The following is a 13,931-nucleotide window of genomic DNA, read 5'->3' on the forward strand; positions in this document are numbered from 1 at the left end:
CAGTTGTGTTTTGTAAATATCATAATGATTATATATTATTCAATATGATATTTTTATTATATTTGTCTTTACATAAATCTGTATGTATGAGTAATATAAAGATTGATCGAAATAACTATCGTATCCATGATGACAAGAACAAACGTCTGATCCGGAAAAGCCTTGAAGAATGTGGTGCCGGGCGTTCTATCCTTTTTGATAATGATGATTGTATCATTGCTGGAAATGGTGTATATGAGCAGGCCCAGGAGCTAGGTTTAAAAGTCCGTGTTATTGAAAGTGATGGTACGGAACTTATTGCGATCAAACGTAAAGACTTATCGACAGAAGATGCCCGGCGTAAGGCATTAGCTTTAGCGGATAACCATACATCTGATACATCATTCTTTGATTTTGATGCTATCGTAAAAGATTTTGGCGTTGATGAACTGGAAGCATGGGAATTAGAGATAAATGAGGCTAAAGATTATTCCGATAAAAACAGAGAAATTGATGTAGAAGAATGGGAAGACGCGCATGAACTGATATTGAAGTTTGATGCTGAAACTTATTTACGAGTTAAAGAGTCATTAATGACTATTGACTCTGATCCCAGTAAGGCCGTATGTAAATTACTTTTTGAAAATGTCAATGATGAAATTACAATTTGAGTGGTATATAAAGAACGGTTATCCCTTTAAAGGGATGGAACCTCACAGGCTGAAGGTCTTTGGCACTTTTATTTGTGGAGGTGGCTCATCTATGGGATATAAACTGGCCGGCTATGACCATCTCGGAGGGGTTGAATTAGATCAACAGGTGTCAAGAGTATATAACAGGAATCATTCTCCAAAGTACTTATATACAGAAGATATTCGACTGTTCAATGAAAGAGAAGATTTACCTAACGAATTGTATAATTTGGATATTCTGGATGGTTCACCACCTTGTTCTACATTTTCCATGGCCGGGGAAAGGGAAAACGCATGGGGTAAAAAGAAGCGCTTCAAGGAAGGTCAGGCAATGCAGCGCCTGGATGATCTTGTTTTCATTTACATTGATACGATCTGCAAGTTACGACCAAAGGTTGCTATACTGGAAAATGTAAAAGGAATAATACAGGGTAATGCCCGCGCCTATTCAAAGGAGATCGTAAAACGTGTGCAGAAGATAGGATATGATGTGCAGGTCTTCCTTCTTAATTCTGCAAGTATGGGCATTCCTCAAAAACGCGAACGTGTATTTTTTATCTGTAGAAGGAAAGATCTTGGCTTTTCAAAGTTGTGGCTAAGCTTTAATGAAACACCTATCCTGTTTAGAGAAATCATGGATAAGAACGATCAGTCAGACAATCTTACCGAATACCAAAGAATGTTATGGAATAACAAACGGAAATCTGATAAATCATTTGGAGATGTAATAGATCGGCTAGAAAAGCGCCTTAGTATGTTTTCTAACCCTATTATTCATTCAGATGATGTGGCGCCTACATTAACAAGCGGGGCCGGTGTGAATGCTCTTTATGATATCCCTAGAAGTCTAAACAAAAGAGAAATGTGTCTCATTGGCTCATATCCTTTAGATTATGACTTTGCCGATATTAAACCTGAATATTTGATAGGTATGAGTGTTCCTCCTATTATGACAGCTCGTATCTCTTATGAGATATATAAGCAATGGTTTTGTAAGAAGAGTAATAGTTTAACAATATAGGTTTAACAAATGGCAGCAACAAGAAAAGCAGGAGAAAAAGAGCAGGACAAACAGTTGATTGCCCCTCTTTACTTTAAAGCGTATACATTCCGTGAGATTGCGGAGTCTGTATCTGCCATTACTGGCCGTACGATTTCCCATGTAACAGTATTCAATGATGTTAAGGAGATACTGAAAGAGTCTGAGGAGGCCCGGAAGGATTTTGTTAATAATCAATTGACAATAGAACTCGGGAAAATCAACAAGCTGGAACGCGAGTATTGGGAAGCCTGGGAGAAATCAAAGACGGACCAGAAAAAGAAGTCTGTTGAGAAGAAAGATGATTGTGAGGGTGATCCGGCAAAAGGTAAAAAGAAATCTTCTACCCGTGTTCTGGGAGAGGAAATTATCAACATGGGCGATCCGCGTTATCTGGCCGGTATCGAACGATGTATTGAAATGCGTTGTAAACTTCTTGGAATAAACGGAACTCAAAAAGTTGATGTGACAACGGGCGGTAATAAGATACAGTTTACCGGTTTCAATTTCCTGCCGGTGACACCGAACGTAGAACAGCTAATAAAGCAAGCTGATGAATGAAGATAAATTTAAAACAGCGGCTTGCCTACAACTATCTAGCGGATAGTGAACATAAATTCATCCTGTACGGCGGTGCGGGAGGTGGTGGAAAATCTTGGTTAGGGTGTGAATGGTTGATGCAATGTGCCTTTCATTTGCCTGGTACACGCTGGTTTGTTGGTCGTAACAATCTAAAGGACTCACAGGCTTCAGTATCGGTAACGTTTAGTAAAGTTGCAAAATATCACGGGTTTACCGGTTACCGTGTCACAAACGACGGAATCAAGTTCGATAACGGTTCGGAGATCGTTTATCTGGATTTGACTTATTATCCATATAAAGACCCAATGTATGAACGGTTAGGATCGAAAGAGTTTACCGGGGGATGGATAGAGGAAGCCGGAGAGATCAACGGTCTGGCTTTTGAAGTGTTGAAAACTCGTACAGGTCGACACCTGAATGATGTCTATAATATCCCGTCGAAAATACTGATAACCTGTAACCCGAAAAAGAACTGGTTATACAAGACTTTTTATAAGCCTTGGAAAGACGGTAAGATCAAAGCACCGTATGCATTCATACCGGCATTAGTACAAGATAACCCGTTTGTAACAGAGGACTATGTTGATACCCTTCGTCAGACAGAGGACAAAGTAACGTATCAACGTCTTTATCTGGGTAACTGGGAGTATGACGGTGATCCGAACTCTCTAGTTGATTACGATGCAGTGATGGATTGCTTTACCAATACCGGTGCATTGATCGGCGGGAAGGCTATAAGTGCCGACCTGGCAATGAAAGGACGAGATCACTTTGTCGCGGGTTACTGGGAAGGCTTACGGGTTTCAATCGAGATTGATAAAGACAAATCATCTGGTCGGGAGATTGAAACAGATTTGAGAAAGCTCATGGTTACGCGTGGTGTCGGCAGGTCCCAGACAGTTGCAGACAGTGATGGTTTGGGAAGTTATCTGGAGAGCTATCTAAACGGGATCAAAGAGTTTAAGAATGGTGCATCTGCATTCAATAATAAATATGCGAACCTGAAAGCCGAATGTGCATACAAGTTAGCTGAGATGATAGACAAACGGCAGTTGCAGATCATTTGCCGACCGGATCAGGCGGAACACATTGCTGAAGAACTACAGCTGTTGATTGCAGCGAATGTAGATAAGGATACCCGGAAAAAGGATATCATCAGCAAGGAAGCAATGAAGGGTATAATAAAGCGGTCTCCGGACTATTTAGATATGCTGATAATGGGAATGTATAGACTTGTTGCCCCGCGTACGGGTAACTCAATATATAACTGGTAATGAAGATAACGAGTAAGACTACTATTGAAGATGTGATTCTGATGCTAAAAGGTATTGACTTTTGGGATCAGCTGGAGACTGTATTTATTCCGGTGAAAATACCAGAACTGACATACGGCCAACGTATTGACTTATCCTCCATGAATACAAGGTATGACCTTCTGTTTATTCCTCAAAAAGTATTGTTAGGGTTAGAAGAGAAGGAAGTGATGAGTAAACCTTTTATCTCTGTCTACAACTATGGTCTGTCTGTTTACCGGGAACTGGAACGTATGAGAATCCGTGACGAAAAAACATTCAAATATAATCCGACGGCGGAAGAAGTAAAAGCAGGATTTTATGGAATCGATCACGGTGTTTTTGGCGTTGTCGATCGGATTGCCCAACGTCTGTCTATTTCTCATGAAGCAGTATTCGATTTGCCGGAGAGACGGATATATGCAATGATGAAGATCGACTATGATAACGGAATGTATCAAAGGAGGTTGAACCAAATAATAAGTAAACAGAAATGACAGTACAGGATAAATTGAAACAGGTTGCTGAATCACTAGGAGTACCGTTCGTTTTTGAGGATTGGACCCTGGCTAATGTGGAGATTGACAGGACACCACTTCCGGCCGTCGTGTATGTTCTTCCTGCTTCCGGGGAACTGGACTTTAAGAATGGAAATATCCGTGACAACCAGAACGGGATGCTGGCATTCTTAGATAAAGTCGAGTTGAATGGTAATGGCCAGGACAATGACAGTGTTGTTGATCGGATGAAATCATTAGCCATGAGATTTATTGTGAAGTTGAACGAAACGGGATACTTTGAACCTTTGGGTGGAGTGATGAAGTACCAGGTTGCATATAATAAACTCAATGCAGTGACATCAGGCATTGTCTTTGAAGTGACATTGAAAGAGATAACCGGAATATGTGAACGTAATCTATGAAAGAAGTACAGAACATAATATTTGAAGAATTGGAGGATCTTCGGAAACGAATAATATCTAATATTGACAGTACCGGGCGTAAAGCTTCTGGTCGTACTTCTGGCTCCATGCATACAGATGTTTCAGAGAATCGCGGGATATTGTTCGGGCGTATGGCTTTTGAAACATTAGAGACTGGACGTAAGCCGGGTAAGGTTCCGGCAGGATTTTATCAGATCATAAAGCAGTGGGTAATTGATAAAGGTATCTCTTTCGATAGCCAGTCAGAGCGCAATTCTTTTGCTTATTTGGTTTCCCGTAAAATAGCCAGGGAAGGAACACAACTTTGCCGTACGGGCGCCGAAGCCGATGTATATACAACAGAGGTTCCAGATACAATTGAACGCATAAAGGATCGTGTCGGCTTCTTGATGAGATTGGAGTTTGAATCTATAAAATTGAACAAATAATATGGCAACAGTAAACGCACCAACGGATACGCAGTATGTTTTTGATCCGGTTCTTTTCATAATGGAAGGAGCAGGGGAGTATGATATCACTATTGAAGGGGTGAAGACAAAAGTGTCTGCAATAGCTAACACTGCTGTGTTTGATGCATCAGGACTTTTAAAGTCCTTGTTCACTATTGATACGTTGTCAAATGGGATGGTACGGAAGAATGTTGCCTGGTCCGTGGTGCAAGCCGGTGTATCTCTCGCTTCCGGAATCTTTGAAGTTGTCTATGGAAGCAATAAGGTTGTCAATTTCTCCGGAGACGGGGCACATATCACATTACGCTGGATTAGCCGTAGCGGTGAGTTAGATTCATACGAATTCTGTATTCATCAGGACAGCCGGAAATTAGAGAATATTCAAACGGCCGGTATCGGAGGATTGACTTATAAATTATCATTCAGCCAGGTTAATAAAATAACTCTGTTCACAGCTTTGGTGAACCGGGAAACATTTGAAGACTTTACGGCCATTCAGGAAAGTGCTATTGTACAGGCCTCTGTTCTTGATGGGTGGTTGAATGTAGAGGTTGAAGCAAAAGAGTATAAACGAACAAAAGCCGCATTGCAGGATTTTGATATAACAATAGTGTTACCGAATGAAAGATAAACTATTCATTGATAATGTAGAGGTTGATTTACCGGAAGGTGGATCGGGTGTCGTATTGAATCGTGCAGTGAGTAAGCCTGCTGATATGTCAACGATATTGTCGGGATATTCTTATACTATCCAGCTTCCTAAAACAGCACATAACATTCAGACGTTTGGTTTCTCAACGGAGGTGAATGTAGAAAGTGACTACCCACATGTAGAACACACAGCAAAAGTAATCAGGGATGGTATCACTCTGTTTGATGATGGTGTTGCAGTCGTTAAATCTGCCAGTAAAACAATTGAAGTTCTGATCAAATTCGGAGGAAATAAACGGTTGACAAGTCTCAATGATTACAAGCTAAAAGATATTTTTCCGGATAGTGGTTTGATTCCTTGGGACTATAGTGTGACCGAAACGGATTTTGTAAAATGGGTTCCAAAGTTAGACGGAATGCAAAGACAGCATCCCGAACATTTACGGCCAGCAGTTAAAGTGTCTACATTATTCGATATGATTGTTGGGCAGTCGTTTGTCATGAATAACGCTTATCGATCTGTGATCGAAAAAATGTGGTTGATGTTACCTACAACAAATGGGAGTGAGGACGTTGCAAAGAATCTGGCTTTCCGTCTCAAGGGGACAACAACATCTGATCTGATCTCCGGTAGGGAACGTTATGATATTCTACCTGATTTGAGTTACCAAAATGCTCCTTATCATCAGAAACTGCATGACCTTATATATCGCACATTGCCTGTAACCTTTATTAAAATTCCATTAGGTGGACGATATCGGATAAAAGGTACAGTAAAAGCGAATAATGCTGCAACTGGGTGGAAGTTCGGTATATTCACTCCTTCTGTTGAGTTTAAGGAAGGTGAGCCTCCTATGTTCGATATATTTGAAAGTGCATCAAAAGATATTGATGAGTATAGAAACATTGGTGCAGGTGATATTTGTTTTGGTATTTACGATCCTTTTAAGACTGGGAATTTTGAAATAGATTTGACTATCTCTTTTGCTCCGGAGAATGAAAAGGATTATTCCCAGACAGCATTCTTATTGGATTATCCTATACGGGAGAACCTTCCGGATATATCGACGATGGACTTTATAAAGTCTGTCATGGGGGTGTTTGGCTTGATGGTTGAACAGCAGGGAAGTGTTTTATCATTCTACAATGTGGATGATGTAATCCTGAATAAATCCGGAGCGATTAATATTTCAAAAATGCTTATCGATAAAAAAGATGATAAGCTGGAATATTCCTATGGATTGACTAAAAAGAATATGCTGAAATATGCAGAAGATGATTTGGTTGATAAATTGTTCGGAGCATATACGTTTACAGCAGACACGTACGATAAGCAGGAGAATACGGTATATCAGTCTCCTTATGCTGCTACTAACAAAAACATTCCTCTATATACTTATAAAGTTGAAGAAGGGAAAGCAGAATATACTTTGAATAAAACGTCAAAGTGCCGGTTATTGTTGGAGAATGGGACCGTTGCGCTAGAAGTTTGGGGGAAATGGATAGATGCAGATATGAAAACTGTCACTTTCCGTTCATTTACTTTTGAACCTTTGAAATATGACAACCTGGTCCGTAGATATTGGACGGGGTATTTAGGTGTTTACGCAAATAAACCGAGAATTTCATATCGAAAGGCGAAACTTGATCCGACCTTTTTCCCGAATCTATCTTTTTGTAAACCATTGTATGCAGATGGTAATTATTACATGTTGCTATCGGTAAATAACTATACAGAAGTTGGTAAAGCTGATTTAGAACTGGCTCTCATTGATGGGGTAGATGTAACGGGGGAAGGTGAAACCTCTTTGAGAAACGCCATATTGGTAAATCCGACAACACCGTTGAAATTTTCACCTACTACGGTCGCTCTTTATACGGCAATGTCTTTGGCTGTTGCAACATCTACTGATGGAAAGCTGATTCGTGAATTAGACGAAACCGGGACGGTGACAAATGATATGTATTTGCCATTGGATACAGGAGAGGGGGATGCTAAAAGAGTTGCTTTAAAAACTATCAAGGATAATATTCAGAGTGACAGTGAAGGAATATTCCTTCGTAAAGACAAGCCGGATTCAACTGAGTTTCCGATCGCCTTTAAAGGAGGCGCTACCTTTGGCAATTATGTAGGCGGCTTTCATGGCTCCGGTGCCAGGATAAATGAAAAAGGGGAAGGCGAAATGCGTAGCCTTCAACTATGGGAGTTCTTGGAAGTACCTGAACTACGGTTTAACCGTATCGACGTTGTTTCGGGTGAACTTTGGAATGCCATAGCTTTCGGTTTGATCGAGTCTGTCGATACAGAGAATAAGATCGTGAAATTGAAGCTGGAAGAGGGCGAACTTGCCGGATTACATGTGAATGATTTTTGTCGTGGCATATTTCATAACCTGACCGGAAATGAGACAACGGAAGGAACCGACAGTGCCGGATTTAAGACAATGGTTGGTTTCTCGACTGCTTATTTTACTCCGGTAGAGATCATAGATAATGCTCATTTCAGATATGAACTGAAACCCGGTACAACGATTCATCCCAGCATGGCTATGAAGTTTGCCGTGTACGGTCATCCTACTGATAAGAACCGGCAGAATTCCGCTTATTCAACAAGGATTTATCAGCGATATCTTCGTAATGTCAGCACGTGGGAGATTAATCCAGGGAAACATATTTCGTCGCAATGGGGTGATCTTTCCGACCTTATCATAAATGGAGAGTCCCTAGCCGAAGGATCAATCTATTTGAACAATGTTTATTTCGGAGGAAACGTTTGGAACGTTCCTGGCTTGGATAACAATTTGAAGGGACAGGATGCATATTCTGTAACCTTGTCGACTTATAGTGCTGTATATAATACGAAAGATGGATTGACTGAACAGGTTGATATCGTTACCGGTGATAAAAATGTTGTGACGGGAATGAGTCAGGTTGTTGCACAAAACTTTCGTATATCAACCAAAATTCAGGTAACAAAAGGTACGGAGTTATTACGGTACAGTACTGTTATTGGAGAAGGTAAATATCTGGTTTCCTCTGTGGGTACAGGATGCACATATACAGTAACCGATGGCCTTGTCGTAGTTCATAGCGTAACGGAGGAAAAGGCAGAAATAAAGTTGGAGATTAATTGTGAGGGACTAGCTGTCTATGAACAGGCATTTACAATTGTCCGGGTAATAGATGGTGTGGATGGTACAGATGTGGAATGGATATTTCAGCGTACCGCAACCGAAGCCGCGAAACCGGCCAGACCGACTGTCTCTGAAAATGTGGCGGATTTTGTTCCTGAGGGTTGGACAGACGATCCGGTAGGTCCAGATATAACGAATCAGTTTGAGTGGAGTTGTAAGCGTGAAAAAGCGAATGGTGTTTGGGGATCATTCTCCGAAGTATTCCTATGGTCCAGATGGGGTAAAGATGGTACTAGTACCGAATACATCTATGCCCTTTCAAAGAATTATGCGCCACCAGCGATAACTAACAGCCAGGAAGATGGCCATGTCCCTATGGAATGGTATTCTGCCCCTCTTAGCGTTACCGCAGAGTATAAAGTATTATGGGTGTCTCAACGGGTAAAAAAAGATGGGCGATGGAGTAATTTTTCTAATCCCAGTATATACGCAAAATGGGCGGAAGATGGAAAAGATGGAGATCCTGGTATAGATGGTTATTCCACATATGGAGTTTATAGAAGGTCAGAGACGCAACCGGACACTCCTGAGGAAGATAAATTGCCTCCTTCTGGTTGGGCACGGGATCCTCCTTCTGGAACCCTTCCGCTCTGGATGAGTAAGGCTGTATTTTTTAGCAGTGGTTTTAAAAAGGGGCCTTGGTCTGCTCCTGTAAGAATATCGGGAACAGACGGTCAAGATGGAGGAGCCGGTCCTTCATTGACATTCAGAAAAAAATATGATGCTTCGAAAATCTATACCGGGACGGAACAACATGTTGATGCTGTTTATACTGAAGATACTCCAGGGACTAAAGTCTTTTGGATGGCTAAAACGTCTGCCGGTTCATTTAGTAATAAATATCCGAGTGCCGGGTCTGCATATTGGGAAAGATTTCAAGGTCAATTTGAAAGTATAGCGACGGGACTGGCATTGATCGAAGAGGCAAATATTGCAGGTTGGTGGTTCTCTGACCTGACAATCCAGAGTCAAAATAGGAATGTGGTTATTGACGGCAATGCCGATACTCATCCCCGTATAGCGTTGGGGGCCTCGTATGAGAATAGGGATAATGCACCGGCAAGAATGTATGAAAATGGTGAAGTTTATTTTGAGAAGGGTACTTTTGGAGGTAAGGTCATAAGTTCACTTAATGGCAATAGGATTATTATTGATCCGGACGATCAGTCTCTAAAGATGATAAATTCATCAAATAAAGAAGTTTTTAATATTTCATTTCAGAATACAGTAGGACAACAATCGTTTCCAGAAATAAACATGTATATGCACACTGTCGATGGTGGTTTAGCGCGACATATAAAATTACACGCAGGAGGACTTTATATGCTGGGGAGTGACAGTTCTAATACAGTATCAATAACACCATCTTCTTTGACATTTCCAAATCTATCATCGATTGATCCCAAAATCAAAGGAGCTTTTTGGAGGGATGGAACAACCGTAAAGGTTTCGCAAGGATAACACTATTAAATTATAAGTAATATGGCAGGAACAAAAGATATAAAAGATTTCACAAAGTTTCCCAGTTTATCGGACAATGATTATCTGTTGGGAACAAAGACCGATTTAGGTGGTACGGATGCCGGTATAACTGTCGGGAACTTCAAAAAGCAGGTGGCCAATGATGCGGCCCCTTCAATTAATGAAAATGGATACTGGGTCGTTAATGGTGTTAGCACAGGAGAGAAAGCCCGGGGAGAAACTCCGGTGTTAAACAGCGGTACGACGACCACAGGGGAGGAAGGAACCGGAGCATCGTCCGAAGTCGTACCTGACGGGCAGACACCGGAGGGATCGCCTAAATACAAGCTAAACCTGACCCTTCCGCGTGGATCGGCCGGTAAGGCTGGTAAAACAGCAATCTTCGGAATAGGGAATGTCTCTGATGGCGAAAAGGCCTCTGCTACCTTGACTGCTGATGGAGAAGACGGATCCGGTAATCCCAAGTATAAATTGAATCTTGTGTTACCTGCAGGTAAAACCGGAGAAAACGGAAAAACTCCGAAGTTCGAAGCCGGGAGTGTCTCGACACTGGAACCGGGCCAGTTGGCCTCGGCTGAAATAAGCTTCAAAGAGTACGATATGGACGGTAGCCCAATATACGTAATTTCTTTGTCTATCCCGAAAGGAGATACAGGTAGTCCCGGTAAAACCCCGGTTCTTAAATCAGTCAATGCCAAATCCGGAGACACTCCTTCCGGCAGTTTCATCGCTGATGGTACAGATGAATCCGGTAACCCGAAGTATATCCTGAATCTTACATTACCTGCCGGAAAAGACGGACAACCGGCAATATTTGAACAGGGAACGACGACTACATTGGAACCGACAGAACCGGCCTCTGTAGAAGTTGTTGAGAATGGGACAACTCCGGAAGGAAATCCCAAGTATATCCTGAACTTTAGTATTCCCAGAGGCCAGGTAGGTAAACCTGGAATCGGATCGGGTAATGTGTCTGCCGATGGTACCGGGCTTGTAGCTGGTAAAAAGTATTTGTTTGTCCCGGAATCGGACGGAAGTACATCTGGTGCGTTTGTCGAGTATGTCGCCCCTGAAGCATATGATGATACCCCACTTAGAAAGGAAATAGCCGATAATCTGGCTGCAGCCAAGACTTACACCAATGAACAGATAGCTGGTATCGTTCAATTTGATATAAAAGCGGTCCCGGAACTGCCGGATACCGGAGTAAAAGGAACGATCTATTTAGTTCCTAAAACCGGATCGGGAAATGATGTCCATAATGAGTATATCTGGGATGAAACTTCAAGTAAATTTGAATTGATAGGTTCTACTTCTGTCGATTTATCAGATTACTATACTAAGAATGAAGCCAACGAACGTTATGTTTTGAAGGAAGCAGGGAAACGTTTAATGACGAATGCGGAAGGAGCAAAGCTGGAAGGTATAGAATCCGGTGCAAATAAGTTTGTCCTGCCAACAGGGGAGGGATATAACTTTATTCCGGCAGGTGGGGCAGTGGGACAGGTTTTAACAAACACTGCTCCAGGTGTAGCTGAATGGGGAAACTCAAATAGTGAATATATCGAAATAGGTGATGTTACTCAAATAAATAGAGTACGAACCACTAGTGAATTGGATTGGGGTTCATTTATAAACGGTAACACAATAGAGGATATGGAAAGGGCATATCAAGAAAATATACCTATATATTCTATGACAGAGACTAATTATCATTCAGGCAAAATAGGTTATTCACGATGTACTTCCATTATGAAAAGGGTTGATGGAACTGTAGTTCATTACTTGTTATCTTTTATCATATCCGAAAGTGTTGCAAATTCTGACAATATATATCATTATTTATTGGATTTGAGAGGTGTAGCAGGTGAAGGTTGGCAGGATGCTACTGTAAGGGCAGCATGTACATACGCTAAGACGGTCATTACTTCTGGTGAGAATATACCTTTTACTGGTGGTTATGTGGTGTTTGATATGAGTATTAGCAAAAATTTGCTAATTGTTCCAGCAGGATTTTATCCACTTCATAACTCGGTTACTACTTTGCTAATTAGAAACACAAGTAGTTCAACCACTAAAATAACTTTTACCATCAAGTTAAATGCCAATGCTGGTTCAGAAGGTTCAAAACTGCTTATTGTATCAGAATTGCCAGAACTGGCAGGTAAAGAAGCGTGCGAACTTAGCATATTATGGGCGGACTGGAAATATACTGTTCGTGCGTCTGAACCTTTTATTTATAATGAATACGTAGAATAATGAACAGAAGAAGATCAATGCTATTTGCTTCTGGAATGATAGAGGTCACCCAGATGGTTGTAATCAAATCATCGGAGATTTATACAATTCCTGTTGACACTGTTAAACTTGAAGTGTTTATAGTGGGTGCTGGTGGTGGAGGTGGTCTGCCTGCAGCATCCACATCTTATGGTTCCTATACAGCTGGATATGCTGGGGAAGGTGGTGCAGTTGTATATCAGGAAAACATGCCATTCATTAAAGGAGAAGAAATAAATGTTGTGATCGGACAAGGTGGGAGTGCTGCAACAACAGCCAATAATGCGGGAAACAAAGGAGGTGATACATCTTTTGGAACTCTCATTGCATTGGGTGGTAATGGTGGAACTGCCGGAACAAATTCATCGCCATCAATCGGGAGTGATGGAACAGCTTGTCCATTTGGAGATATAGAATCGGAAGCTATTACGTCTTCTGATTTATTTGGAGCAAATGGTGGAGATGGAAGTACTACCACTACGGCTAATGTAGGAGGGAATACTGGCGCAGGAAAAGGGGCTAATCGTTCTACAGCTGCTGCTAATGCTGCTTTTTACGGTGCTGGTGGTGGAGGTGGCACTATTTATAGAACTTTTAGTAATACGATAAGAAATCCAGGATTAGGATATCAGGGTATTGTTATATTGAAAGTTACCCGTATGATAAAAGAAAGTGAAATACCCCTTGTTGAAAAATTTGAGATAATCACTGATATATCTCGGACCTCTTGGACTGTGCCTGACAATACAAAAAAAATAGACATCTTTATAGTAGGTGGCGGAGGTGGTGGTGACGGTTCAAACTCTGTAAACACTAATGGAGACTGGGTCAGTGGTGGCGGAGGTGGAGAAGTATTATATGTAGAAGATATTTCTTTCACAAAAAATCAAATATTTGAATTATCAGTTGGGGATTGGACTGCTTTATCGTATGGTGGTGAAAAAGGAAACCCAACAACATTTGGAGAATATACTGTAGCAGGAGGAGAAGCGGGAAAAGAAAGCAATGGTGGATATCCTTATACCAAAGATGGTACACTTTGTCCTTTTGGAGACTTATCTCATATAGACCCGGAATTGACTGCAACAACAAAATATGCGGCAACCGGTGGTTATGTAAGATATTCTAATGGTGAATTGCAGGGATATTCAGGTAATAAAACCGGCGGAGGTGGTGGCAGTATTAAGGGCAATGCCGGAAATGGTACATTCTATGGATCCGGTGGCGGTGGCATGGGAGTTTCTAGCGGCCAGTTTTCTCGTCCCGGAAGAGGGTGTCAGGGTATAATAATAATCCGATATTATGTAAAATCCTTTGAATAAAGTCTAATTATAGGATCTAATTAGTAGGA

At 41.3% G+C, this 13,931-nt stretch carries 11 protein-coding genes; all 11 read left to right on the forward strand.

Annotation, left to right across the window (positions count from 1 at the left end; translation table 11 throughout):
* Positions 1 to 86 precede the first annotated feature (86 nt).
* From DXD68_RS24555 to DXD68_RS18090, 11 genes are read left to right on the forward strand one after another with little or no spacing between them, the layout of a single operon-like run.
* Complete coding sequence (locus DXD68_RS24555; protein WP_229058356.1) at positions 87 to 650, forward strand: hypothetical protein; 564 nt, start codon at positions 87 to 89, stop codon at positions 648 to 650.
* A complete protein-coding gene (locus tag DXD68_RS18045; RefSeq protein ID WP_229058357.1) occupies positions 631 to 1,692 on the forward strand; it encodes a DNA cytosine methyltransferase in 1,062 nt (353 codons plus the stop codon). Before DXD68_RS24555 ends, DXD68_RS18045 begins: the two co-directional genes overlap by 20 nt.
* A 9-nt stretch (positions 1,693 to 1,701) precedes the next feature.
* Positions 1,702 to 2,271: a hypothetical protein gene (locus DXD68_RS18050; protein WP_122362888.1), complete on the forward strand. Its 570-nt coding sequence runs from the start codon at positions 1,702 to 1,704 to the stop codon at positions 2,269 to 2,271.
* A complete protein-coding gene (locus DXD68_RS18055; RefSeq protein ID WP_122362889.1) occupies positions 2,268 to 3,566 on the forward strand; it encodes a phage terminase large subunit in 1,299 nt (432 codons plus the stop codon). Before DXD68_RS18050 ends, DXD68_RS18055 begins: the two co-directional genes overlap by 4 nt.
* Positions 3,566 to 4,081 carry a hypothetical protein gene (locus tag DXD68_RS18060; protein WP_122362890.1) on the forward strand — a complete coding sequence of 172 codons (516 nt, stop codon included), beginning with the start codon at positions 3,566 to 3,568 and terminating at the stop codon, positions 4,079 to 4,081. Before DXD68_RS18055 ends, DXD68_RS18060 begins: the two co-directional genes overlap by 1 nt.
* Positions 4,078 to 4,506, forward strand: a complete 429-nt coding sequence (locus tag DXD68_RS18065; protein WP_122362891.1) for a hypothetical protein — start codon at positions 4,078 to 4,080, stop codon at positions 4,504 to 4,506. The genes DXD68_RS18060 and DXD68_RS18065 overlap by 4 nt, the downstream gene beginning before the upstream one ends.
* A complete protein-coding gene (locus DXD68_RS18070; RefSeq protein WP_122362892.1) occupies positions 4,503 to 4,955 on the forward strand; it encodes a hypothetical protein in 453 nt (150 codons plus the stop codon). Before DXD68_RS18065 ends, DXD68_RS18070 begins: the two co-directional genes overlap by 4 nt.
* 1 nt (position 4,956) lies before the next feature.
* Positions 4,957 to 5,607 carry a hypothetical protein gene (locus DXD68_RS18075; protein ID WP_122362893.1) on the forward strand — a complete coding sequence of 217 codons (651 nt, stop codon included), beginning with the start codon at positions 4,957 to 4,959 and terminating at the stop codon, positions 5,605 to 5,607.
* A complete protein-coding gene (locus tag DXD68_RS18080) occupies positions 5,597 to 10,282 on the forward strand; it encodes a hypothetical protein (RefSeq protein WP_122362894.1) in 4,686 nt (1,561 codons plus the stop codon). Before DXD68_RS18075 ends, DXD68_RS18080 begins: the two co-directional genes overlap by 11 nt.
* Before the next feature lie 21 nt (positions 10,283 to 10,303).
* Entirely contained in the window at positions 10,304 to 12,562 is a 2,259-nt protein-coding gene (locus DXD68_RS18085) for a hypothetical protein (RefSeq protein ID WP_122362895.1), read from the forward strand.
* A complete protein-coding gene (locus tag DXD68_RS18090; RefSeq protein WP_147383007.1) occupies positions 12,562 to 13,902 on the forward strand; it encodes a glycine-rich domain-containing protein in 1,341 nt (446 codons plus the stop codon). The genes DXD68_RS18085 and DXD68_RS18090 overlap by 1 nt, the downstream gene beginning before the upstream one ends.
* Positions 13,903 to 13,931: the final 29 nt, after the last annotated feature.

Source organism: Parabacteroides sp. TM07-1AC, assembly GCF_003480915.1.
In the GTDB taxonomy this organism is placed as follows: Bacteria; Bacteroidota; Bacteroidia; order Bacteroidales; family Tannerellaceae; genus Parabacteroides; species Parabacteroides chongii.

Coding starts and splice junctions, on each gene's coding strand:
- DXD68_RS18060 (WP_122362890.1), top strand. CDS start 3,566: ATGAAGATAACGAGTAAGACTACTATTGAAGATGTGATTCTGATGCTA.
- DXD68_RS18055 (WP_122362889.1), top strand. CDS start 2,268: ATGAAGATAAATTTAAAACAGCGGCTTGCCTACAACTATCTAGCGGAT.
- DXD68_RS18080 (WP_122362894.1), top strand. CDS start 5,597: ATGAAAGATAAACTATTCATTGATAATGTAGAGGTTGATTTACCGGAA.
- DXD68_RS18085 (WP_122362895.1), top strand. CDS start 10,304: ATGGCAGGAACAAAAGATATAAAAGATTTCACAAAGTTTCCCAGTTTA.
- DXD68_RS18075 (WP_122362893.1), top strand. CDS start 4,957: ATGGCAACAGTAAACGCACCAACGGATACGCAGTATGTTTTTGATCCG.
- DXD68_RS24555 (WP_229058356.1), top strand. CDS start 87: ATGAGTAATATAAAGATTGATCGAAATAACTATCGTATCCATGATGAC.
- DXD68_RS18065 (WP_122362891.1), top strand. CDS start 4,078: ATGACAGTACAGGATAAATTGAAACAGGTTGCTGAATCACTAGGAGTA.
- DXD68_RS18050 (WP_122362888.1), top strand. CDS start 1,702: ATGGCAGCAACAAGAAAAGCAGGAGAAAAAGAGCAGGACAAACAGTTG.
- DXD68_RS18090 (WP_147383007.1), top strand. CDS start 12,562: ATGAACAGAAGAAGATCAATGCTATTTGCTTCTGGAATGATAGAGGTC.
- DXD68_RS18070 (WP_122362892.1), top strand. CDS start 4,503: ATGAAAGAAGTACAGAACATAATATTTGAAGAATTGGAGGATCTTCGG.
- DXD68_RS18045 (WP_229058357.1), top strand. CDS start 631: ATGATGAAATTACAATTTGAGTGGTATATAAAGAACGGTTATCCCTTT.